Origin of the sequence: Nonomuraea sp. PA05, assembly GCF_008086045.1 — a bacterium.
Classification (GTDB): domain Bacteria; phylum Actinomycetota; class Actinomycetes; order Streptosporangiales; family Streptosporangiaceae; genus Nonomuraea; species Nonomuraea monospora.
Window position 1 is genome coordinate 1 of the sequence record NZ_VSEY01000060.1, and the last position, 23,432, is coordinate 23,432.

Consider the following 23,432-nt stretch of genomic DNA (forward strand, 5'->3'; position numbering starts at 1 on the left):
CCTGTACGAGGAGTCGCGTGGCCGCGAGACGTGGTTGCAGGCCTCGTCCGAGGTGACCACGAGCCTGCTGTCCGGCGCGGACCCGCGCGAGGTGCTGTCGGTGGTGGCCGCCCGCGCCCGCGAGATGAGCGACGCCGACCTGGTCCAGCTGCTGCTGCCCGACGCGAGCGGGCGGGCGCTGGTGGTGGAGGTGGCCGAGGGCGAGGACGCGGAGAGCATGCTGGGCACCACGCTCGACCTGGCGACCACCCTCGCCGGCGAGGTGTTCACCCATGCGGAGTCGCGGTCCAACCCCGACATGAAGAGCGCCCCCTACCCGGGCTCGCCCCTGCGGCGCCTCGGCTACGGCCCGGGGCTGTTCGTGCCGCTGGGCAACGCGCCGGCCGTGCGCGGGGTGCTGGCGCTGGCCAAACGCAGCGGACGGCTGCCGTTCAGCGGCGCGCACCAGCAGATGCTCCAGGCTTTCGCCGGTCAGGCGGCCATCGCGCTGGAGCTGGCCGAGGCCCGGCGCGACGCCGAACGCCTCGGCCTCCTGGAGGACCGCGACCGGATCGCCAGGGACCTGCACGACGTGGTCATCCAGCGGCTGTTCGCGACCGCCATGACGTTGATGAGCACGCTGCGTCTGGTGGAGCGGCCGGAGGCGGGCAAACGACTGCAACACGCCATCGACGAGCTGGACGGCACGATCAGGCAGATCCGCTCGTCCATCTTCGCCCTGCAAGGCTCGCACGACGACGCCCCGGCCAGCCTGCGCGGCCAGATCGTGGACCTGGTGGAGGGCGCGGGCAGCCACCTGGGGTTCATGCCGGGGCTGCGGATGGAGGGCCAGATCGACACCGTGGTGACCGAGCCCGCCGCCGAGCAGCTGGTGGCGGTGCTGCGGGAGGCGCTGTCCAACGTGGTCCGCCACTCCCACGCGACGCGCGCGGAGGTGTCCGTCGAGGTGTCGGGCGGCGAGCTCACCCTGGTCGTCACGGACGACGGCGTCGGCGTGGGAGAGGCAGGCCGCCGCAGCGGCCTGCGCAACATCGAGGAGCGGGCGGGACGGCTGGGCGGCACCACGGAGCTGGAGTCGCCAGAGGAGGGCGGGACGCGGCTGCGCTGGCAGATCCCCGTGTGAGCCCGTGTGAGCCCTGTGCGAGCTGCGTGTGAGCCGCGTGTGAGCCGCGTGTGAGCCCGCCTTTCAGATCGTCTTGTGCAGCCGGCGCGCCTCCTGAAGCACCCGGCTGGACCCCTTGCGCCCGGCCAGCTCCGCCAGCCCGGGAACCTCCCCTCGCGCTCCCGCCAGGACCGCGGCCCGCACCGCGACGCTCAGGAACTCGCCCAGCCCGGCGCACGCCCTGTCTCCCGTCTTGGGCAGGAGCGGCGGCAAGGCCGTCGCGAACGCCCGCCACACCTCGGCGTGCGCCCCATCGTCGACCAGGTCGGCCAGGGAGGCGGCGATGCGCTTGAGCGACAGGCCCCCGTCCTGGATCAGGTGCGCGATCGCCCAGCCGAAGTCGTCGGCCGGGAACTGGCCGCGTACCGCCAGGACGGCCAGCGCCTGCGCGGCGGCGGCGCGCTGGGCGGGACGGGGATGGCCGAGGAAGGCGGCGATGGCGAGCGCGGTCGCCCGGCCCACCGGGCCGTCGCCGTGGGCCAGGGTCACGAGGGCCTCCGCGCGGGCGCCGCTGCTCTCGCTGAGCCACGACAGGCACTGCACGAGGTACTTGGCCACGACCTCGCGATGGGACGGCATGATCGTCGGCCACCACGCGATCTCGTCCGGGTAGGAACAGCGCGCGTTGTCGAACCGTACCGAGCACAGCTCGCTCAGCCAGCCGGGCAGGCCGCCGGGCGCCGGACCGGGGCCGGCGCCGCAGGGCCGTCCCGGCTCGTTCCGCACCGCGGGGCCGGGCAGGGCGCCGTCGCGCAGCCAGACCGCCAGCCGCCGCCCGGCGTCGGTCGGCAGCTTCTCCGCCCGTACGATCAGGGCCTCGTCCACCTCGCGCGGCAACCGGAGCAGCGCCTGCCAGAAGTCGGCGTCGAGCGGCTCGGCGTCGCCCAGGCGTTCCATCCGGTCGAGCAGGGTCTCGGGATCGACGTGCCCGGTGGCGGCGGTCGGGGTGGCCAGCAGCACGGGGATCGTCTCCTCCCGCTCGAACAGGTGGATGATCTCCCGCAGCCGGCGCAGGACGATCGCCTGAGGCAACACCTCGCGCTGCTCGTAGGGCTCCTGGCGCTCGGCGATCGCCGCGGTCAGGCGGCGGCTGTAGTCGGGGTAGACCAGCGCCAGGACGCAGCGATGCAGCAGGTCGCGGGTGGTGCGGTCGTTGCTCGCGTAGGCGGCGCCCATGGGGTTGTCGGGGTGGCCGTAGAACCCGCGCCAGTGCGGCGCCAGCAGCGTCACGACGGCCTCGCGCTCCCGGTGGCTCAGCTCCACCAGACCGGCCATGATCCGCTCGTACTGGCCGGGCTCCTCCGGCCAGTACAACATGAGGAACTCGGCGGCAAGCTCCGCCGCCGACGCCAGGGGCTGGGCGAGCCGGGGCAGCGAGGGCGCGGTGAGCGCCGCGACGGCGAGCGGCTCCGGCGGCGCCACGTCCGCCAGCGGGCCGTAGGCGGTGGCCAGGCGTTCGCGGGCCTCCTCCGGCAGGCGGGCGGCCGCCTCGCGGACGGCGTCCCTGGCGGCCTCGTCCGCGTGCGGGGCCAGCTTGACCGCCAGCCGCACCGCGCGGTCGCGCAGCGCGGGCAGGTCCGCTTCGAGCACCTGCGCCAGCGCCGCCACCGCCGTTCCGCCTCTGGACGGGGGCGCCGCCGCGAGCCACCGCACGGCCGCCGTGACGTACTTCTTCTCCGGCCGGAACACCAGCGCGCCGATCGCCTCCGCGAACAGCTCGTCGTCCAGCGCCCCGGCGGCCTCGGCGCGGCGCAGCTCGTCCAGGGCGAGCTGCACGAACGGCGAGGCCCCTGACGGCAGCAGGCGCACGAAGTCCAGCACCGGGATCTCCGCCACCGAGGTCTCCAGGAGCCGCCACAACGTGACGAACGGCATGATCCCGGCCGCCTCGCCACCGGCCATGAACCGGCTCGCGCAACCGCCGACCAGCGCCTCACGCGGCACCCGCCCCGCCCCGGCCAGCGCCACCAGCTCGCCGATGATGCTCAGGCCCGTCCCGGACGCCAAGCCGCCCGAGTGGTCGCGCGCCAAGCCGCCCAAGTGGTCGGGCGCCGAGCCGTCCGGTCGGCCGCTCAGCCGGTCGGGCGCTGAGCCGTCCGGTCGGCCGCTCAGCCGGGTCGCCTCCCGCTGCTGCCGTCGGCTCTCCTCCTCGTCGGCGATCAGCGCGTCGGCCACGCCCTGGGCCGAGAACAGCCGGGGCAGCAGCCGATCGAGCAGCGGATCGTCACCGAGCACGGGCCGGCCCCCATCCAGCCGGTGCCGCGCCGCCATCCGCCACGCCCAGCAGGCCACGAACCCGTCGCTCTCCGGCGGCTCGACCCCGGTCTCGATCACCAGGGCGGCGGCCAGCTCCCATCCGGGCGCATCCCGCAACCGCATCCACTCCGGGCCCGCCGGCGGCCGCACCCGCCGCACGAGCCGCGCGGCCAGGTCGCGCCGCCACGCCTCCGGACGATGCCGCAGCACCGACATGACCAGCGCGGCATCGGCCGCCGGGTCGCGCACCTCGCGCAGCTCCCGCCTGCTCAACCAGGCGGCCACCTGCGCCGCCCCGCTCATGCACGCCGCTCCGGCGAGCCGGTAGCCGGTGGCCAGCCCGCCGAGCCGCTCCCTGATCTGCCACCGGGAGGCGCCGTCCAGCCGGGCGGTCAGGTGGCCGGGCACCTGCGCGGCCACGGTCCGCCGGTCGGCGTCGTCCAGGCCGGTCAGGTACTCGGCCAGGCCTGCCTCGTCGCGGGAGGTGATGCGGCCGAGGACCTCGTCCCACGGGTTCACGCGACCGCCACCTCGCTGTCGGAGCAGGTGGGGAGGGGGTGCGCGGGTAAAGAAACGATCATGGGCGGCAGCCTACCGGCGGGCACCGACGATTACGCGGGGCGATCGCCCGAGCGGGCAAACACTCCTTGGCGGGCTCTTCGTGCCGCCGTGACTCCCCGCCCCAAGCATTGCGGCGATCCTAAAGACGTCGGGCATATCCGAACATCGGGGGATTTCTGATGGTCACGCTCGCCGCCCTGCTCCTGGCAGGCACACTCGCCGCGACGAACCCCGCACCCTCTCCGGCCGCCGCCGCACGGCAATTCTCCTGCGGCACCTCCTCCGGAGGGCTGGGCATCGTCGCCACCAGCACCAAGGACCAGGCCGCCGCCTGCTCCACCGCCGCGCAGGTGGCGCACGGCTGGCACCAGCAGGTCGGCCCGGCCGACGGTCAGGTGCCCTTCACCGTCGCCGTGGGCGGGTCCGCCTGGGACTGCCAGGAGACCGTCGTGGACTTCGGCGAAGTGGACGGTCACGGGCAGTGCGTCAAGTCAGGCGATCCGAAGGAGACGATGAAGCTCTTCTCGTAAGGCTTCTGCGCCTCGTGCGCCTCGTGCGCCTCCTGCGCCTCCTGCGCCTCCTGGGCCTCGTGCGCCTCGCGAGGCCTCGCGGTCATGCGTGTCAGGCGGTGCTGGTCTCCGCGCCGCCGCCGCCCGTCTCGCGCAGGTCCGCGAGGCTCAGGCCGAGCGTCTCCAGCAGGTCCGTCAGCTCGTGCAACTGGTAGTAGCCCGGCAACCTGCCCACGGCCGCGCCACGCCGGGTCACCAGGTACCACACCTCGCCCGGCCGCACGTCAGGAGCGATCATGCGGACGAAGATCCAGTGCGGGTTGCCAGGGACGACGTCCACCGGCTGGATGCGCAGGCCGCCCGGAGCCTCGAAGTAGCGCGACACGGGTCATTCCGGCGGTGAGAAGCGCGGCTGACCGGCCAGCTTGATCTCGCGCAGGTCGTCGTCGGCCTGCTCGGTCGCGGTGTGGAGCTTGCGGACGGCCACGCGCAGCTCGTCGAGCGTCAGGCCGTCGTCGAGGGCGCCGAAGGCCTCCCTGACGGGCGTCAGCGCTGCCTCTATCGCCTCGTGCTGCTCATCCATGAGCCGACGTTACGTCACGACGCCCTCTTCGTCACCTGACGCACCCGGCTCGGCGAGGCTGATCGACCAGCCGTGCGGGGCGACGGCGCCGCGGAGTGCGCGTGAGGAGGCGTCGCAGTCCAGCACCACGGCCGCGGGATCGGCGGGCAGCTCGACGTCGTCGAGGTTGAGCGCGAGGTCGAGCGCGGCGCCGTCCGCTTCGAGCGTGATGACGTACTGCCGGTTGCGCAACACCCGGGCGCGGCTGCGGGCGCGGTGCAGCCACGGGTGGCGGCGGCGCAGCCCGAGAAGCCGCCGGTACAGGTCGAAAACCTCCGCGCCGGACGGCGGACGCGGCGCACCGGAGGGTGGGTGCGGGGTGCCGGAGGGTGGATGTGGCAGGTCGGTGGGTGGGTGCGGGGTGCCGGAGGGTGGATGTGGCAGGTCGGTGGGTGGGCGCGGGGGGAACTCGGGCCGGATGGCGTCGTCGCCGCCCATCCGCTCCTCCTTGACGGCGCGGAACCCGAACTCGTCGCCCGCGTAGACGGTGGGCGTGCCGCCGAGCACCGCGAGGAGGGCGACGGCGTGCGGCAGGTGACGGGGGTCGGTGATGCGGCTGGCGATGCGGGTGACGTCGTGGTTGCCGACGAAAATGGCGGGTGCGAAGGTGGCGAGCATGGCGTTGTGCCGCTGCAGCGCCCAGTCCAGCTCGAAGAAGTTCCCGTCCTCGATGCTCGACCAGACGGCCTTCCACAGCTCGTACTGGGTGACCGTGTCGGCGGAGCTCTCGGCGACGAACGCGGCGTAGTCGCCGTGGATGACCTCGGCCTCGAACCAGACGTCCGGATGGCTGCGCCGCACCTGCGCCAGGACGTCCGCCCAGAATCCGGTGGGAACGCTGTAGGCGGCGTCCAGACGCCACGCGTCGGCGCCCCGGTCGAGCCAGTGCCGCATGACCTTGACCACGTACGCCCGCACGGCCGGCTCGTCGTGGTCGAGCGTGACGAGCTGGTCGTGCCCCTCGAACGTGCCGAGCGCGACCCGCCCCCGCCCGTCCGGGACCTGGCGGAACCAGCGCGCCCCGTCGCCGCCGGGGCCCTGCCGCAGCGCGTCCTGGACGAGTGGGTGGTGGCGGCCGAGGTGGTTGAAGACGCCGTCGAGCTGGAGCCGCAGCCCCCGCTCCTTGGCCGCGTCGGCGAGCCGGTCGAAGTCGGAGTCGTCGCCGAGGCGCGGGTCGATGGCGAAGTGGTCGAGGGTGTCGTACCCGTGGCTGCTGGAGGCGAAGATCGGGCCGAGCGCGACGCCCGACGCGCCGAGCGTCACGGCGTGGTCCAGCCAGTCGATCACCCGCAGCAGCCGGTGCTCGCCGGGGCGGGCGGGGCCTTCCGGCGGCTCGGGGAAGGCGCCGACGAAGCCCAGCGGGTAGATCCGCCACCAGATCGTGTGCCCGGCCCAACGCGGCTCAGGCGTCACCGGCCACTCCACTCCGGCTCGGCGCGTTTCAGGCGTCACCGGCTGCTCCACTCCGGCTCGGCGCGTTTCAGGCGTCACCGGCCGCTCCGATCCGGTCGAGGAGCGGGGCGGTGCCGGAGAGGAGGCGCAGCTCGTCCGGGCTGAAGTCGTGGAGGGCGGCGGCCAGCCAGCGGTCGCGCAGCGCCATGTCGTGCTCGAACGCGGCCCGTCCCGCCGCGGTGAGCCGCAGGAGGCTGCGGCGGCCGTCGTCCGGGTCGGCGATCCGCTCGATCAGGCCGTCCCTGGCTAGTTCGGCGAAGACGCGGGTAAGGGACTGCGGGTGCTGGCGGGCGTCCCGGCTGATCCTGGACGGGGTGCTGTCGCCTTCGCGGGAGAGGTGGCTGAGCACCGCGATCTTGTTGTTGCTGAGCGCCGACCGGTCGCGGTCCACGCGCAGGCGGCGGGCGAGCCGCAGCACCGCGGCGCGCAGCCGCGGCGCGACCGCCTCCGCAGTGGGTCCCTGGTCCATACTTATTACGCTATCACTTACTAAATGGCGGAAATCCAGGTGCGGCGGGTCCGTGTCCCGGGGGACGATGGCCGCGCCTGGCTGCGGCAGCCGGCACCCCCTGGGGGAGGAGCGTGCCATGAGCGCCAACGGATCCGCAGGCCCGGAGGTCCGGGTGAGCTCGGGAAGACTGCGCGGGCGGACGGAGGACGGCGTGGCCGTCTTCCGCGGAGTGCCGTTCGCCCGCCCGCCGGTGGGCGCGCTGCGGCTGGCCGCGCCGGCGCCGGCCGAGCCGTGGGACGGGGTGCGCGAGGCCGCCGCGTTCGGCCCGCCGCCGCCCCAGTCCAGGCTGCTGGGCGCCGCCGCCCCGGACGACGACGACGGCGACTGGCTGACCGTCAACGTGTGGTCCCCCGACCCGGGCGCGGCGCGGCTGCCGGTGATGGTGTGGATCCAGGGCGGCGGCTACATGTACGGACGCTCCGGAGACCCGCTCTTCGACGGCCGCGTCCTCGCCCGGGACGGCGTCGTTGTCGTCACCTTCAACTACCGCGTCTCCGCCGAAGGCTTCGGGCACTTCCACGGGGCGCCGGCCAATCGCGGGCTGCTGGACCAGGTGGCCGCCCTGCGCTGGGTGCGCGACAACATCGCGGCCTTCGGCGGCGACCCGGACCGGGTCACCGTCTTCGGCGAGTCCGCGGGCGCGGGCAGCATCGCGGCGCTGATGGCGATGCCCGCGGCGGCGGGGCTGTTCCGCGGGGCGATCGCGCAGAGCGTGCCAGGGCTGTTCTTCTCCGCCGGCCTGGCCGCCGGGATAGGCGCCGCCGTGGCCGCCGAGCTGGGGCTGCCCCCGGTCGCGGGCGACCTGGCGGGACTGTCGCCCGAGCTGCTGCTCGACGCCGGGGACACGGTGGCGGACAAGATGGCCGGCCGTCCTGAGTGGGGACGGGCCGCGTACGTGCAGACGCCGTTCGCGCCGGTCGTGGACGGCGAGGTGTTGCCCGCGACCCCGTGGCAGGCGCTGTCCGGCGGGGCCGCGCGTGACGTGAACCTGGTCGTGGGGCACACCCGCGACGAGTACCGGCTGTTCATGGCCATCAAGGGAGAGCTCGGCCAGATCACCGCCGAACAGGCGGCCACCGCGCTGCGCGAGCTGGCCCCCGACCCGGACGCCTACCGGGCCGCCCACCCCGGGGTGGGGGAGGAGGGGCTGTACGAACTGGTCCACTCCGACTGGATGTTCCGGATGCCTTCCGTCCGGCTGGCCGAGGCGCACGGCAGGGCCTACCTGTACGAGCTGACCTGGCCCGCCCCCGGCATGGGCGGCGAGCTCCTCGGCGCCTGCCACGGGCTGGGCCTGCCGCTGACGTTCGGCAACCTGACCGCCGGCGCGGCCGGGCTGCTCATCGGGCAGGAGCCGCCGCCGGGCGCCGCCGAGCTGTCGGCCCGGGTGCGCGCGGCGTGGACCTCCTTCGCCACCACCGGAGATCCCGGCTGGCCGGTGTACGAGCCGGGGCACGGGAGGGCCTGGATCATCGGGGACGAGCCCGCCACGGCGGCGTACCCGGAGGAGGGCTCCCGCCGGTTGTGGGCGAGGCACGCCTTCGAACCCCTCACTCTGGAGGTGCGCCCGCCTTCGGGAGGAGGGCTCAGGGGTTCCCGTTCTCCAGGATGAGCGGTTCGAGCCACCGCGACATGTCGCTCACGACCGGTGACGCTGATCCTGATGGGCTCGGCCACCACGCTGATCGGCGTGCTGCCGACGTACGAGTCGATCGGCTACGCCGCGCAAGGGCGGTGGCGGCACGTGGGTGCAGCAGGGCTCACCGGCCGGGTCCTGCACCGGCATCTCCGTCGCCTGCCAGCTCTGCGGCACGACCATCGGCGGCTCGACGCCGCTGGTGGCGCAGTGGCTGCTGATCCAGGGCGGCGGCAGCCACCGGAGCGTGGTGCTGCTGCTCACACTGGCGTGCGTCCTGGCGCTCGCCCGCCGCACGGCGCACGATGATCGTGAGAACGCCGCCACGCCGTCCGCAACCGATGAGGCAATCCGTGCAACTCGACGCCATCTTCACCAACGGCCGCTTCACCACCCTCGACCCGCACCGTCCCACGGCGCACACGATCGGCGTCTTCGCCGGCCGTGTCGCCGCGCTCGACGAGGAGGTCGCGCACTGCACCGCGCGGCAGGTCCACGACCTGGGCGGCGCCCCTGCCGTGCCGGGGTTCAACGACGCACACCAGCACCTCAGCATGCGCGGCAGGCGGCTCCTGGAGCTGGACCTGCGCGCCGAGGCCGCCCCCACCCTGGACGCCCTCTACGCGGCCGTCGCCGAGCGCGCCGCCGAGCTGGAGCCGGGCGCCTGGATCCACGGTGCCGGCTACGACCAGAACAAGCTGGGCGCCCACCCGGCCGCCGAGGCCCTGGACGCGGTCGCGGGTGGGCGGCCGGTCTGGCTCGAACACGTCTCCTGCCACATGGGCGTCGCCAGCACCGCCGCGTTCGAGCTGGCCGGCTACCCCGGCCGCCTCGGCGTGCCCGACCCGGACGGCGGCCACGTCGAACGCGACGCCGGCGGCCGGGCCACCGGGCTGCTCCAGGAACGCGCCCAGCCCCTCGTCACCGGCGTCTTCCGGCCCTCGCCCGTCGAGGAGATCGTCACCTGGATCGCCGCCGCCGGCGCCCTGGGGCTGTCGGAGGGCCTGACCAGCTTCACCGAGCCGGGCATCGCCGCCGTGAACGACATCGGGCACGGCCCGGTGGACCTGCACGCCTTCCAGGTGGCGGTCGAGCGCGGGCTGCTGAAGGTCAGGGCCACGGTCATGCCGTACCTGACCGTCCTGCACGACCTCGGCGTGTTCGAGCCCGGTAACACGTGGTTCGGGCTCGACCTGGGGCTGCGCAGCCGGTTCGGCGACGACCGGCTGAAGGTCGGCGCCACCAAGGTCGCCACCGACGGCTCCCTCATCGGGCGGTCCGCGCACATGTGCAGCGGCTACCACGACGAGCCGGACAACTCCGGCTTCCCCCTGTTCGACCCGGACGAGCTGCGGCACATGATCGTCGAGGCGCACCGCTGCGGTTGGCAGGTCGCCGCGCACGCCATCGGCGACGCCGCCATCGACCTCGCGCTCGACGCCTTCGCCGCCGCGCAGGCCGCCCATCCGCGCGATGACCCGCGCCATCGCGTCGAGCACTTCGCCGTCGCCAGTGACGCCCAGGTGGAGCGGCTGGCCGGGCTCGGGGCGGTCGCCGTCCCGCAGGGGCGGTTCCTGACGGAGATCGGTGACGGGATGATCGCGGCGCTCGGGCCCGAGCGGGCCGCGCGCTGCTACCGGATGCGGAGCCTGCTGGACGCCGGAGCGGTCATGCCGGGCAGCAGCGACGCGCCCGTGGCGCACGGGAGCCCGTTGCTGAACATCCACGACATGGTCAACCGGCGGACCGCCTCCGGCGCGCCGCTCGCTCCCGGTGAGGCGCTCACCGCCGAGCAGGCGTTGCGGGCCTACACGATCGGCTCCGCGTACGCCGAGCACGCCGAGGACCGCAAGGGGACCTTGGCGCGCGGCATGCTGGCCGACTTCGCCGTGCTGTCGGACGACCTGCTCGCGGTCGCGCCCGACCGCATCGCGAGCCTGTCGGTGGGGGCCACGGTCATCGGCGGCGAGGTCGTTTTCGACGGCGGCGCGCTCACCTGACCGGCGGGGACGCGCTGCGTGGCGACGGCGGCACGCTCACCTGACCGGCGGGGACGCGCTGCGTGGCGGCGGTGGCGCGCTGCCCGACCGGCGGTGGCGCGCTGCCTGGCCGATGCGCGGGCATCCCCGTTCAAAGGCGGGTGGCGGCCGTCACGAACATCGGCAGCGCCAGGAACAGCCGCCCGAGCCGCCCACGCTCCCGCTGCTCGGCGAGCCACCCTTCGGCCTGCGCGTCGCTGATCGCCCCGGCCGCCCGCGCCTTCCCCGCGAGGTCGGCCAGCACGGGCACCATCGTCGCGTCCGTGGACACCCAGGTGTGCACCTCGACGGTGACGTCCCCGAAGCCCGCGTCGAGAAGCAGGTTACGGCTTCGTCGCACGACACGCGGGCAGGCGACCAGGTCAGCCCGGGCGTGCACGATGGCCCGGGTCAGCGCGGCGTCGCCGGAGTCGATGACGATGGTGTCCCAGTCCTGCCCCGCCAGCACGATGCGTCCGCCGGGCGCGAGCACCCGCCGCGCCTCCGCGACCGCCCGCGCGGGGTCCTGCAGCACGTGAAACACCTTGTCGGCCCGGTAGCCGAGCAGCTCGCCGCCGGCGAAGGGCAGCGCGTCGGCGGTCGCCACCCGGAAGTCCGCGCCGGGCCAGCGTTCGCCCGCCACGCCGATCATCCGTTCGTCGGGGTCGATACCGAACGCCCGCACCCCCCGTTCGGCCATCTCCGCCGCCGCCCGCCCCGACCCGCACCCGACGTCCACCACCGCCGCCCCCGGCGTGAGGCCGAGCAGCTCGTAGGAACGCGCGCGCAGCTCGCCCGCTCCGGGCAGGTTGTCCGCGAGGTCGAGCAGGGCGATGAGGGCGTCCGTATCCGCGCTGGTACGGCCCGTTGTCTGGTTCTTGTCCACACCGGGGATGCTGCTCCTTCAAGTCGGCTTGAAGTCAAGCGCACTCTCGAACTGACCAATCGGACCCATTTGGTCAGAATGTCTCGTAGGCTGGCGGGTGAACCTAGAGAGGGAGTCGTCATGGCAGACACGCGCAGGGGCGGCAGGGCGCTGGTGGTCGGGCTGGGCATCGCGGGCATCGCCACCGCGCTGCGGCTGCGCCAGATCGGCTGGGAGCCGGTGCTGGTGGAGCGGGCGGCCGGCCGCCGCTCGAACGGGTACTTCATCATGTTGTTCGGCACCGGCGTCGCCAGCGCCAGGCGGCTGGGGGTGCTGGACGCGATCGGCGACCGCAGCAACAACGGCCTGACGTCGTACGAGGTCGACCGGGCCGGCCGCCGCCGTCCCGGCATGAGCCCCGCCAACCTGCCCGGCGCCCCCCGCCAGCTCCTGCGCGGCGACGTCGAGCGCGGGTTGTTCTCCGCGCTGCCGGACGACGTGGAGATCCGCTACTCCACGGTGCCCACCCACCTCGCCCAGGACGCCATCGGGGCCGAGGTGACCCTGCACGACAGCGCGGCGGGCACCAGCGTCACCGAGCGGTTCGACCTGGTGGTGGGCGCCGACGGGATGCGCTCCACGGTGCGCAGGCTGGCCTTCGGCCCGGAGGAGTTCCTGCACCCGCTGAACTACATGATCGGCGCCACCGTCCTGGACGGGCCGGTCGAGGGCTTCGCGCAGAACGAGGGGCTGGTGCTCGCCGAGCCCGGCCGCTCGGTGTGGACGTTCCCGTTCTCCGACCACGCGCCAGGACTGCTGTTCTCCTACCGGACGAGCGACATCGACGCCGAGTTCAGCCGCCCGCCGATCGAGTCCATCCGCGCCGCCTTCGGCCCGCAGCCTGCCGGGCCGCTCCTGGAGGAGCTGATGGTGCGCTTCGAACAGGCGCCGGAAGTGCTGTTCGACTCGGTGCACCAGGTCAGGATGCCGCGCTGGCACCGGGGCCGGGTCGTGCTCATGGGCGACGCCGCTTGGTGCCTCACCCTGTACTCCGGCATGGGCGCCTCCAGCGGCATCGCCGGCGGCGAACTGCTCGGCACCATGCTCCAGCGGCACGGCGCCGACCTGCCCGCCGCGCTGCGCGCCTGGGAGGCGCAGATGCGGCCGTTCATCGGCTACCAGCAGGACAACATCCTGTCCATGCGACGGCTGTTCACCCCGGACGACCGCAGGGAGCAGCTCCTGCGGACCGGGATGTTGCGCCTGATGCGCGCTCCGGGCATCGGCAAGGCGATGGGCAGGATCATGGCCAAGGACATGCGGGCCAAGAACGCCGACGTCGCCGCCGCCTGAGCAAGCCGCATCCTGAGTGCGCCGCCTTACGTCGCCTCACGTCGCAGCCTGACACCCGCAGCCCCCCACCGCGGTCGTCTCAGAGGCGGTTGGCCTCGCGGGCGGCGGCGCGGGCCTCGCGGGCCCGGCCGAGATGCCTGAGCTGCCTGGAGACCCACGTCAACGCGTCGCGGAAGCCTTCGCGATAGGCGTCCGGCTCGTGCACGTACAGCGGGCGGAGCACCTCGGCGGCCTCCTCCGCCGAGGTCAGCGCCTCGTCGTGGCGGCCCAGGTGGCCCAGGGCCACGCCGTGGTTGTAGAGGCTGCGGGCGAGCGCGGCGGGCGGGCCGGTGTCCCGGCGGTAGAGGCCGATCGCCTCCTCCAGCGAGGCCACGGCGTCGTCGAACCGTTGGAGGGCCAGTAGCGTCCAGCCGAGGTTGTTGAGCGAGGAGGCGAGCTGGAGGCGGCGGCGGTCGTCCGTTCGCGCCGCGATCCGGTGGAGGTCCGCCGAGCGCTGGAGGGGTTCGACGGCCTCGCCGTACTTGCCGAGCCGGGACAGGACCAGGGCGAGGTTGTGCAGCGCGGAGGCGGTCACCGCGTCGCCGGGCCCGCGCTGCGTCGGCTCGCCTTCTGCGGGGACGATGGCCTGCGCCGCGCCGATGGCTTCCCGGAACCGGGCGGCGGCGGCCTCCAGCCGCCCTTCCCGCATCAGCCGCAGGCCCTCCTCATTGAGCTCATCGGCGCGCGCCTCGGAGACATCGCGCTCGTCGGCCCGCGGCTCCGCGACGCGCTCCGGCGGGTCCGGCTGCGCCTCCGTGGCGCGGCTCGGCGGGTCCGGCTGCGCCTCCGTGCCGTGGTCCGGCGGGTCCGGCTGCGCCTCCGCGACGCGCTCCGACCGGTCCGGCTGCCCCTCGGAGACGCTGCGGAAGCCGGTCTCGGTCACGGTGTAGCCGCGCTCCCGCAGCAGGTCGTCCACGAAGGCGAGGTAGTCGGGCCCGGTCTCGCAGACGTGGCGGTAGTACTGAGCGGCCAGCTCCTCGTACGGCCGGGCGTCGTCGCCGCGCCCCATCTGGTGCAACTGGTGGATGAGCGCCACCAGCCCGGTCCAGTGATCGACGGCGTCCTCCGTGGTGCCCGTCTCGATGAGCGGCCGGCGCAGCTCCATCGCCTCCGTGAGCGCTTCGAGCGCCTCGGTGGCGCGGCCCGTGTCGCCCAGCTCGATGCCGAGGTGCTCCAGGGCGGAGGCGAGCTGGAGGCCGGAGCCGTGCCGGCGGGACAGGGCGACGGCCGCGCGGAGCGACAGGAGGGCCTCGTCGTGCTGGCCTGTCCCGGCGAGCTGGTTGCCGAGGTTGATCAGCGCGGAGGTGAGGCTCATGGTGGGCGGGTCGGGGGCGCGGGCGCTGAGCGCGCGCAGGACGTCCACGGCCTCCTCGGCGATCGGGACGGCGTCGGCCCTCCTGTCCGACAGGCCGAGGAGGAGGGCGTAGCGGTCCAGCGCCGTCCCCAGGCCCGGCAGGTGCGGGCCGGGATCGTCCGCGGCGAGCCGCCGGTACGCGTCCACCGCCTCCTCCGCCTGGGCGAGCTCCTGCGCCAGGAGCTCGGGAGGTTGAGGCACACGGCGACACTAACATCCCGCCCCCGCGAGACCCGACCAGGCCGGACTCGGCGAGGCGCGGCCAAGCCCGGGGCGCCCGTGGGCAGCGGTGGGGTCGTCCCGGCCCGGTGGCTGCTCGGCCGGGGTCCGTCGCGATGACCTCGGAGGCGAACAGCTCCATGGCGCCGAGCCTCCGGTCCTGGGCGGGGCCGGAGGGGTGGCGGAGAAGTCGCGCACCACCACACCGAAGCTCATGTCCGTGCCCGTCGGTGGAAGAAACGCGGGCGTGTGCCGCATCGTCGCACGGATCGGGCGGGCCGGACGGTGCGCACGCGCCGCCCGGCCCGTCTGCCGGGCCGGAGGCGCATGCGTCTCAGGGGGTTAGGAGATCGGGGGTCACGCGTAGAGGAAGTAGTAGCGGTAGCGGCCCTCCCACTCGCAGTGGAAGGAGTCCCACCAGCCCTGCGTGATGCCGTGGTTGCCGATCCGCTGGCACTCCGAGTAGTCCCTGAACACGCCGGCCAGCCGCTCGGCGTGCGCCGGCGTGGCGCCGATCGTCAGGGACACTCCGAGGGCCAAGACGGCCGAGACGAGAACAGCGCGTGCCTTTCGCATTCGTCCTCCTGCTGCTGGGGGGTTCATGACGCTGGACATTATCACTCACCCCGCGCCAGGAAGATTGTCATGGCCGTGTCGGTTCCCGCAAGCCATTCCGCGGTCCGAAAGTTTCACTCCCGCGTTTCCCGCGAGCCGCAATTTTTCCGGGGCGACTTTTGCGCCCGAAACGTACGTTTCATCCCCCTTTTCCGGTTGGCTTGGAACGCTACCAAGAAACCTTTGACCAGCCTCACTTACGTGTCATATCGTCTCCCCGCCATATCGATGTGAGCCGCGACGCTCAAGGCACGGGGGCCATGGCCAGCGGCGACCATCCGACCAACGGAGTCGCACCATGCAAGCTCGAATCCGCAAGGCACTGATCGTCGGCGTGGCGATGTCCATGCTGGCCGCCGTGGGGGTGTCGGCGGCCTTACCGCAGCCGGCGCACGCCGCGCAGGTGATCACCGACATCTCGTACGCGCCCGCACAACCGGCCGGCAGCAGGGGGCATCTGCTGGACCTGTACCTCCCGTCAACGGGCGTCACGCCCCGCCCGCTGCTGATCTGGCACAAGGGGTCCGCCTGGACGAGCGACGACGGCAAGGCCGCCGCGGACGAGATCGCGGCGGTCTTCGGCCCGCTGGGCTTCGCGGTGGCCGGCGTCAGCGTCCGCCCCAGCAGCCAGGCCATCTTCCCGGCCCAGGTGCACGACATCAAGGCCGCCATCCGCTGGCTGCGCGCGAACGCCGCCACCTACGGCCTCGACCCCAACCGCTTCGCGATGATGGGCGACTCCTCGGGCGGCTGGCTGACGGAGATGGCCACCCTGTCCGGCGGCGTCGCGTCGCTGGAGGGCACCATCGGCACCACCGGCGTCTCCAGCGCCGTGCAGGTCGGCCTGGCCTTCTTCTCCCCGACCGACTTCCTGCAGATGAACGCGCAGAACCTGCCGACCGGCGGGCTGGATCACAACTCGCCGGCCTCCCCTGAGTCGCTCCTGGTCGGCTGCCCGATCCAGACCTGCCCGGCCACCGTGGCGCAGGCCAACCCGATGACCTACGTGGACGGCAACGACCCGCCGCTGATGGTGCTGCACGGCCAGGCCGACTTCCTGGTGCCGCACGGGCAGAGCGTCCTGCTCTACAACCGGATCAAGGCCACGTGCGGTGACCTCACCTTCGTCTCGGTGCCCGGCGCGGACCACATGAGAGCCCAGGTCATGGACCCCGCCCACTTCGGCGCGGAGACCGTCTACACCACCACCGACTGCACCGAGACCGTCCGGACCGGCACGCTCAACCCCACCTGGGCCAACTTCGCGACCTTCCTGCGCAGCGGGCTCAAGATGGGCACCTCCTGCGAGGTCACCTACTCCACCGGCGCCTGGAACGGCGCCTTCAACGGCAGCCTGGTCATCAGGAACACCGGCACCACCCCCATCAGCGGCTGGGCCGCGACCTGGACCTGGTCGGGCAACCAGCAGATCACGGGCGCCTGGAACGCCACGGTCACCCAGACCGGCACCCAGGTGACCGCGCGCGACGCCGGCCACAACTCCTACATCGGCCCAGGCTCCAGCCAGAGCTTCGGCTTCTCGGCGACCGCCACCGGGTCGAACCCCATTCCCGCCCAGTTCCAAGTGAACAACCTGCCCTGCACGAGAGTGACCCTCTGACCCGGCGCGCCGGGCCGCCCTGAATGGCGGCGGCCTGGCGCCTTTCCCGATCGAATAATGTTCTACGAAAGCGGAAAGACGTATTTCCGGAATGCATGACGTTCCGTCGGGACCCGATCACCGAATGTCGCCGCCGCGATTTGTGCACGCACATATTGCCTCACTCGGCGAGCCGCCCCTATCCTTGCCCGTGACGGCTCGCCGGCTCATTTCACGTCCTTTTCCCCGACCGGCCGGGAGCCGCGCGATATCCCGCAGCCCGAAATAAATCGGATAAGCCGCCTGCCCACTGTCACAGAAGGCCGTTGTCCGCGTTCGGCGATGAGTTAAGGGGACGTGTGCGTACATCCAACATGTTCGTCAGGAGCCTCGGCGTCCATGTGCCCGAGAGCGTGAGCGTCGAACAGGCGGTCCGCGAAGGCTGGTACCCGGCGGCGGAGGCCGAGCGGTTCCAGCAGATCGGCGCCGCCGTGGCGGGCGACATGCCCGCGCCGGAGATGGCGCGGCTGGCGGTCCTGGACGCCTACGGACGCTGGGGCGAGTCCTCCCCGCGCGACCTCGACCTCCTGCTCTACCCATCGGTCTGGCACCAGGGCCCGAACGGCTGGCAGCCCCAGCACTACCTGCAGATGCACCTGCTCGGCGGGAACGTGCCGGCGTTCGAGATCCGCAGCGGCTGCGTCGGCATGATCAGCTCGCTCGAACTGGCCGCCAGCTACCTGCGCGCCGACGACAGCAGGCAGACCGCCATGGTGGTCTCCTCCGACAACCACGGCACCCCGCTGGTGGACCGCTGGCGGATGACGCCGGGAGCGCTGATCGGCGACGCGGCAGCCGCGCTCGTCCTCGGCAAGGAGTACGGCATGGCCGAGCTCCTCTCGGTGAACGCCACGGTGATCCCCGAGGCGGACGCGGTCAACGACGGCGCCTACCCCCTGTTCCCCCCGGACGCCACCGTCGGTGTCGGCCTGAGCTTCGGCGACCGGCACGAGGAGTTCCGCCAGCGGCTGCTCAAGGCCCAGGGCACCGGCATCCACCTGACGATCCAGAAGACGATGATGCAGCAGGTCGAACAGACCCTGGACGAGGCCGGGATCGGGCTCGCCGACATCACCCGGGTGGCCTTCCCGCACGGCCGCCGCGAGGACCTCGACGGGCAGATGTCCTGGCTCGGCATCGAGGAGGACCAGACCACCTGGGACTACGGGCGGCGCGTCGGCCACTGCGGCGCGGTGGACCAGTTCATCGCCTTCGAGCACCTGCTCGCCACCGGCGGGCTCGTCGCCGGCGACCACCTGCTCATGGTCGGGTTCGGCTCCGGCACGTCCGTCGCCGCGGCGGCGTTCAAGATCCTCTCGCCCACCCCCGTGACGAAGGGGGTGCACCAGTGAGCGACCTCACGCGGCGGCTGGTCGTCTTCATCCAGGACAACCTCGTCCTCGACGGCGACGACATCCAGGTGGACGAGACGACCCCGCTCCTGGTGTCCGGCCTGCTGGACTCCCTGCGGACCGCGCGGCTGCTGAACTTCCTGCGCAAGGACCTCGGCGTCGCGATCCCCGCCGCCAAGCTCGACCCCGACAACTTCAAGGACGTCGTGACCATCGTGGCGATGGTCCGAGAGCTCGAATCCGTCTAGCCGGGGCGAGGGCAGAAGTCATGCGGTACGCGGACACGTACATCAGCGGTGTGGGAGCCTACCTCCCGCGCACCGTCGTCAGCGTCGAGAAGGCCGTCGCCAAGGGCTGGTACCCGGCGGCGGAGGCCGAGCTGCACAACCTGGCCGGGGCGGTGGTGGCCGGCGACGTACCGGCCCCCGAGATGGGCCTGCACGCCGCGCAGAGCGCGCTCAAGCGAGCGGGGCGCGCGCCCGGCGACATCGACCTTCTCCTGTACGCCTCCACCTGGCACCAAGGCCCCGACGGCTGGCCCCCGCACTCCTACCTGCAACGGCACCTCGTCGGCGGCGACGTCCTGGCCACCGAGATCCGGCAGGGCTGCAACGGCATGTTCATCGCCATGGAGCTGGCGGCCGGCTACCTGGACGCCGCCCCGAGCCGGCAGGCCGCCCTGCTGGTCGCCGCCGACAACTACGGCACCCCGCTGATGGACCGGTGGCGGATGGGCCCCGGCTACGTCGGCGGCGACGCCGCCAGCGCGCTCGTGCTCACCAAGGAGCCGGGCTTCGCGCGCCTGACGTCCGTCTGCACCACGACGGTGGCCGAGGCCGAGGAGCTGCACCGGGGCAGCGAGCCGCTGTTCCCGCCCGGCGTCACGGTCGGGCGGCGGATGAGCTTCGCGGCCCGCAACGAGCAGTTCCGGCAGCAGGTCATGCCCAGGGGCGAGGCCACCGCGGCGCTGTTCAACATCCAGCGGGCGCTCATGGAGATCGTCGAGCGGGTGCTGGACGAGAGCGGCATCGCGGCGGGCGACCTCACCCGGGTGGCGTTCATGAACTACTCGGAGGAGATCGTCGAGCAGCGCTGCATGGCCCTGCTCGACCTGCCCATGTCCCGCTCGACCTGGCACTACGGCCGCACCATCGGCCACTGCGGCGCCAGCGACCAGGTGCTCTCCCTCGACCGCCTGCTCGCCGCCGGGGAGCTGGGCCCGGGCGACCACCTGCTGATGCTCGGCACCGGGCCGGGCGTGACCGTCTCCGGCGCCGTCATCAAGATTCTCGACACTCCTCGTTGGGCCTGAACCGAAGGGAACGAACGCTGATGGCCGACAGCCCGCGCGCAGCCCAGGCGGAACCGGTGGCGGTGGTCGGGATCGGATGCCGGCTGCCCGGCGACGTCCACTCGCCGGACGAGTTCTGGGACCTGCTGTGCGCAGGCCGGAACATCACCCGGCCGCTGCCCGCCGACCGCTGGCGCCACTACGAGAACCGCAGCCCGGAGGACGCCGCCGCGCTGCGCGACGCCGTCCGCGAGGGCAGCTTCCTGGACGACATCGAGGGCTTCGACGCGGAGTTCTTCGGCGTGTCGCCGCGCGAGGCCGAGCTGATGGACCCGCAGCAGCGCGTTCTCATGGAGACCGCGTGGGAGGCGCTGGAGCACGCGGGCCTGCCGCCGCACGAGCTGGCCGGCACCGACGCCGGGGTGTTCGTCGGGGTGTGCACCGCCGACTACGGCAGCCGCCTGCTGGAGGACCTGCCCCAGGTCGAGGCGTGGACCGGGATCGGCGCCGCGACCTGCGCCGTGGCCAACCGCATCTCCTACTCCCTGGACCTGCGCGGGCCCAGCATGGCGATCGACACCGCCTGCTCGGCGTCGCTGGTCGCGCTGCACCTGGCCGCGCAGAGCCTGCGGCTGGGCGAGAGCGACGTCGCCCTCGCCGGCGGCGTCAACCTGCTGGTCACCCCCGGCCAGACGCTCACGCTCGGCATCGCGGGAGCGCTGGCCCCCGACGGGCGGTCCAAGTCGTTCGACGCGTCGGCCGACGGCTACGGGCGCGGCGAGGGCTGCGGCGTGGTCGTGCTCAAGCGGCTGTCCGACGCGCGGCGCGACGGCGACCGGATCCTCGCACTCGTCGTCGGCAGCGCCGTCAACCAGGACGGGCACACCAACGGCATCATGGCGCCGTGCGGCCAGGCCCAGGAACACGTGATGGCCCGCGCCTGCCGGCAGGCGGGCATCGCGCCGTCCACCGTCGACTACGTCGAGGCGCACGGCACCGGCACCCGGCTGGGCGACCCGCTCGAAGCGGGCGCGCTGTCCGCCGTGTACGGTGCGGGGCGGCCCCCCGGCGACCCGTGCCTCGTCGGCTCGGTCAAGTCCAACATCGGCCACCTGGAGGGCGCCGCCGGCATCGCCGGCGTCATCAAGGCGGTGCTCGCCCTGCACCGCGGCGAGATCCCGCCGAGCGTGCTGACCACGCTCAACCCGGCCATCCCGTGGGACGCCTCGGGCCTGCGCGTGGTGACGGGCCGCACGCCCTGGCCGCGCCGCGACCACCCGTGCCGGGCGGGCGTCTCCAGCTTCGGGTACGGCGGCACCGTCGCGCACATCGTCCTCGAACAGGCCCCCGCCGCCGCGCAGACCCCGGCGAGCGAGCCGGCGGGGGAGCGGCTTTTCCCCCTGTCCGCCACCTCGGAGAAGGCGCTGCGGCAGTACGCGGGCACCCTGGCCGACCGCCTCGGCGCGCTCGACCTGGCCTCGGTGGGTCACACGCTGGCCCTGCGGCGCACCCACCTGACCCGCCGCGCCGTCGTGATCGGGTCGGATGCCGGCGAGGTGGCGGCCGGCCTGCGCAGGCTCGCCGACGACGTGCCCGCCGAGACCGTACTCACCGGGGACGTGCTGCCCGACCTCGGCCCGGGGCCGGTGTGGGTGTTCGGCGGGCAGGGCTGCCAGTGGCGCGGGATGGGCCGCGAGCTGATGGCCGTGCCGGAGTTCGCGTCCCTGCTCGACGAGCTGGAGCCGATCTTCGCCGAGGAGATCGGCTTCTCGCCCCGCCAGGTGCTGGCCGACGGCGACCTCGACACGATCGACCGCGTCCAGACCATGATCTTCGTGATGCAGCTCGGCCTCGCCAGGCTCTGGAACGCTGCCGGGGTGAGCCTGAAGGCCGTCATCGGGCACTCCGTCGGCGAGATCGCGGCGGCGGTGACGGCCGGCGCGATGACCGTCGCCGACGGCGCCCGCCTCATCTGCCGCCGCTCCCGGCTGCTGCGCCAGGCCGAGGGCAAGGGCGCCATGGTGATGGTGGACCTGCCGTTCGAGGAGGCCGCGGAGCGGCTGGCCGGCCGTGCCGACCTGGTGGCGGCGATCTGGTCGGCGCCCGGCTCCACCGTGCTGTCCGGCGACGTCGCCGCGGTCGAGGAGGTGGTCAGCGAGTGGCCCGCGGAGGGCATCGTGGTGCGGCGGGTGGCCTCGGACGTCGCCTTCCACAGCCCCCAGATGGGGCCGCTGGCCGTCGAGCTGGCCGGCGCCACCGCCGACCTCGCGTTCGGCGCGCCCCGCATCCCCATGTACTCGACCGCGCTGCCCGACCCCCGCGCGACGCCCGTCCTGGACGGCGCGTACTGGGCGGCCAACCTGCGCGACCCGGTGCGCCTCGCCGCCGCCACGACGGCCGCCGCCCAGGACGGCCACCGCGTGTTCCTGGAGATCTCCCCGCACCCCGTGGTCGCGCACTCCCTCGCCGAGACCCTCTCGGAGCACGGGTACGAGGACGTGTTCGTCGGCACGTCCCTGCGCAGGAACCAGCCGGAGCACTCATCCTTCCTCGTCGCAGTGGGCACCGCGCACTGCCACGGCGTCGAGGTCGACTGGCGCCGGCTCCACCCGTCCGGCGGCCTGGCCGACCTGCCGCCGTACGCCTGGCAGCACCGCCGCCACTGGCGGGACGGCTCAGGCGAGGACGGCAACCGCGGCCACGACGTGCACTCCCACACCCTGCTCGGCGCTAGGACCAGCCTCGCCGGCAGCCAGGCCAGGATGTGGCGGACCAGCCTCCAGGACGCCAACCGGCCCTACCCGGGCAGCCACGCCCTCAACGGCGTCGAGATCGTGCCCGCCGCCGTGCTGGTCAACACGTTCCTGCACGCGGCCGAGGACGTCATGCTGACCGGCGTGGAGATGACGCATCCCCTGATGACCGCGCAACGCCGCCAGATCCAGGTGGTGCACGAACCCCCGGCGGTCCGGATCGCCGCCCGCACCCCCGGCGCCGCCGGCGAGCCGGAACCCGCCTGGCTCGTGCACGCCACCGCGGACCTGGCCGCCCCCGGCCGGCCGGCGCTCGACACGCTGCCGGACGACGACGCGCTCACCCTCATCGACCCCGGCTTCGTGCTCAAGCGGCTGGCCGGCGTCGGCGTGCCCTCGACGGGCTTCGACTGGACGATCGAGACGCTGCTGAGCGGCGACGGCGCGCTGCGGGCCACCGTGCGCACGCCGGACGCGCGCGGCTGGGCGCCGGCGCTGGATGCGGCGATGTCCGTCGCGCCCTGCGCCTTCCCCGGCGACCAGGTGCTGCGCATGGTCGTGCACATCGACGAGGTGCTGCTGACCGGCACACCGCCCGCGACCGTGATCATCGACGCGGCCGTGGACCCGGCCGCCGACGACACCGTACGCGTGCTGCTCGCCGACCCGCACGGCCGGGTGCTGGGCCACCTCACCGGCCTGCGCTACCCGGTGATCGACGCGCCCACCCCTGTGGGGGAGGACCTGCACGAGCCCGCCGAGTCGTTCGCCGGGCTGTCACCCGAGGCCCTGCACGAGCGCGTCCTGCCCGACGTCCGCGCGGAGACGGCAGCCGTGATGGGGCTGGCGCCCGAGGACCTGGCGATCCGGCGGCCCCTCGTCGAGCAGGGGCTGGACTCGGTGATGACCGTCATGGTGCGGCGGCGGCTGGAGAAGCGCTTCGGGTGCCGGCTGCCCGCGACCCTGCTGTGGCAGCAGCCCACCATCTCCGCCATCGCCGCCTACCTGGTGGAACTGCTGGCGGCGGCGCGGCCACGGGCGGCGGAGGCGGCGGCCGACAGCGTGCCCGTGGTCGGCGGATGAGCGTCCCTCAGGCCGCCGGGTACGTCGTCCTCGAAGCCCACCCGCCGGATTGAGGGATATACAGCCGGTGACCGCCCGACTAGCCTGTGTCCGTGCGGATGCGGCGTGCGGATGCGGCGTA

18 protein-coding genes are annotated in these 23,432 nt (G+C 73.4%); 10 read left to right on the plus strand and 8 right to left on the minus strand.

Translation table 11 applies throughout. The features are described 5' to 3' along the window. Positions 1 to 1,123: GAF domain-containing sensor histidine kinase (locus FXF51_RS53995; protein WP_148442658.1), on the plus strand; the 1,123-nt coding region annotated here is incomplete at its 5' end. Positions 1,124 to 1,186: 63 nt separating this feature from the next. Here the strand turns inward: FXF51_RS53995 and FXF51_RS54000 are convergent. Next, entirely contained in the window at positions 1,187 to 3,937 is a 2,751-nt protein-coding gene (locus FXF51_RS54000) for a DUF6493 family protein (protein ID WP_148442660.1), read from the minus strand. Between the two features lie 221 nt (positions 3,938 to 4,158). Between FXF51_RS54000 and FXF51_RS54005 the strand changes: the two genes are divergently transcribed. Next, the gene (locus tag FXF51_RS54005; protein ID WP_148442662.1) at positions 4,159 to 4,509 is read left to right on the plus strand and encodes a hypothetical protein; all 351 of its coding nucleotides are present in this window, start codon (positions 4,159 to 4,161) and stop codon (positions 4,507 to 4,509) included. Between the two features lie 91 nt (positions 4,510 to 4,600). Here the strand turns inward: FXF51_RS54005 and FXF51_RS54010 are convergent, their stop codons facing one another. The 4 genes from FXF51_RS54010 to FXF51_RS54025 form a co-directional block, all read right to left on the minus strand. After that, a complete protein-coding gene (locus tag FXF51_RS54010; RefSeq protein ID WP_148442663.1) occupies positions 4,601 to 4,873 on the minus strand; it encodes a hypothetical protein in 273 nt (90 codons plus the stop codon). A 3-nt stretch (positions 4,874 to 4,876) separates the two neighbouring features. Continuing rightward, positions 4,877 to 5,071, minus strand: coding sequence for a hypothetical protein (locus tag FXF51_RS54015; protein WP_148442664.1), 195 nt, complete (start codon positions 5,069 to 5,071; stop codon positions 4,877 to 4,879). Between the two features lie 9 nt (positions 5,072 to 5,080). Next, a complete protein-coding gene (locus FXF51_RS54020; protein WP_148442666.1) occupies positions 5,081 to 6,523 on the minus strand; it encodes an alpha-amylase family glycosyl hydrolase in 1,443 nt (480 codons plus the stop codon). A gap of 67 nt (positions 6,524 to 6,590) precedes the next feature. Beyond that, entirely contained in the window at positions 6,591 to 7,031 is a 441-nt protein-coding gene (locus FXF51_RS54025; RefSeq protein ID WP_148442668.1) for a MarR family winged helix-turn-helix transcriptional regulator, read from the minus strand. 118 nt (positions 7,032 to 7,149) lie between these two features. Here FXF51_RS54025 and FXF51_RS54030 point away from each other — a divergent pair, with 118 nt between their 5' ends. Further along, positions 7,150 to 8,685 (plus strand): carboxylesterase/lipase family protein, encoded by a 1,536-nt coding sequence (locus FXF51_RS54030; RefSeq protein WP_148442669.1) that lies wholly within the window; start codon positions 7,150 to 7,152, stop codon positions 8,683 to 8,685. Positions 8,686 to 9,062: 377 nt separating this feature from the next. Further along, entirely contained in the window at positions 9,063 to 10,709 is a 1,647-nt protein-coding gene (locus FXF51_RS54040; protein WP_148442671.1) for an amidohydrolase, read from the plus strand. A gap of 130 nt (positions 10,710 to 10,839) precedes the next feature. Here the strand turns inward: FXF51_RS54040 and FXF51_RS54045 are convergent, their stop codons facing one another. Continuing rightward, positions 10,840 to 11,613 (minus strand): methyltransferase domain-containing protein, encoded by a 774-nt coding sequence (locus tag FXF51_RS54045; RefSeq protein ID WP_148442673.1) that lies wholly within the window; start codon positions 11,611 to 11,613, stop codon positions 10,840 to 10,842. A gap of 120 nt (positions 11,614 to 11,733) precedes the next feature. Here FXF51_RS54045 and FXF51_RS54050 point away from each other — a divergent pair, with 120 nt between their 5' ends. After that, positions 11,734 to 12,945 carry an FAD-dependent monooxygenase gene (locus FXF51_RS54050; RefSeq protein WP_148442674.1) on the plus strand — a complete coding sequence of 404 codons (1,212 nt, stop codon included), beginning with the start codon at positions 11,734 to 11,736 and terminating at the stop codon, positions 12,943 to 12,945. 79 nt (positions 12,946 to 13,024) lie between these two features. On the opposite strand, the gene FXF51_RS54055 is transcribed toward FXF51_RS54050, so the two are convergent. Together FXF51_RS54055 and FXF51_RS54060 are read right to left on the minus strand one after the other, a co-directional pair. Further along, positions 13,025 to 14,539 carry a tetratricopeptide repeat protein gene (locus FXF51_RS54055; protein ID WP_148442676.1) on the minus strand — a complete coding sequence of 505 codons (1,515 nt, stop codon included), beginning with the start codon at positions 14,537 to 14,539 and terminating at the stop codon, positions 13,025 to 13,027. A 375-nt stretch (positions 14,540 to 14,914) separates the two neighbouring features. Further along, positions 14,915 to 15,133 carry a hypothetical protein gene (locus FXF51_RS54060; protein ID WP_148442677.1) on the minus strand — a complete coding sequence of 73 codons (219 nt, stop codon included), beginning with the start codon at positions 15,131 to 15,133 and terminating at the stop codon, positions 14,915 to 14,917. Positions 15,134 to 15,470: 337 nt separating this feature from the next. Between FXF51_RS54060 and FXF51_RS63600 the strand changes: the two genes are divergently transcribed. The 5 genes from FXF51_RS63600 to FXF51_RS54085 all read left to right on the plus strand — a co-directional run bounded on the left by FXF51_RS63600 (position 15,471) and on the right by FXF51_RS54085 (position 23,311). Next, complete coding sequence (locus tag FXF51_RS63600; protein ID WP_148442679.1) at positions 15,471 to 16,793, plus strand: cellulose binding domain-containing protein; 1,323 nt, start codon at positions 15,471 to 15,473, stop codon at positions 16,791 to 16,793. A gap of 338 nt (positions 16,794 to 17,131) precedes the next feature. After that, positions 17,132 to 18,184, plus strand: coding sequence for a ketoacyl-ACP synthase III family protein (locus FXF51_RS54070; RefSeq protein ID WP_262380501.1), 1,053 nt, complete (start codon positions 17,132 to 17,134; stop codon positions 18,182 to 18,184). Continuing rightward, positions 18,181 to 18,432 carry an acyl carrier protein gene (locus FXF51_RS54075; RefSeq protein WP_148442681.1) on the plus strand — a complete coding sequence of 84 codons (252 nt, stop codon included), beginning with the start codon at positions 18,181 to 18,183 and terminating at the stop codon, positions 18,430 to 18,432. The genes FXF51_RS54070 and FXF51_RS54075 overlap by 4 nt, the downstream gene beginning before the upstream one ends. Before the next feature lie 20 nt (positions 18,433 to 18,452). After that, positions 18,453 to 19,496 carry a ketoacyl-ACP synthase III family protein gene (locus FXF51_RS54080; protein WP_148442683.1) on the plus strand — a complete coding sequence of 348 codons (1,044 nt, stop codon included), beginning with the start codon at positions 18,453 to 18,455 and terminating at the stop codon, positions 19,494 to 19,496. Positions 19,497 to 19,516: 20 nt separating this feature from the next. Next, entirely contained in the window at positions 19,517 to 23,311 is a 3,795-nt protein-coding gene (locus FXF51_RS54085; RefSeq protein ID WP_148442684.1) for a type I polyketide synthase, read from the plus strand. Positions 23,312 to 23,432: the final 121 nt, after the last annotated feature.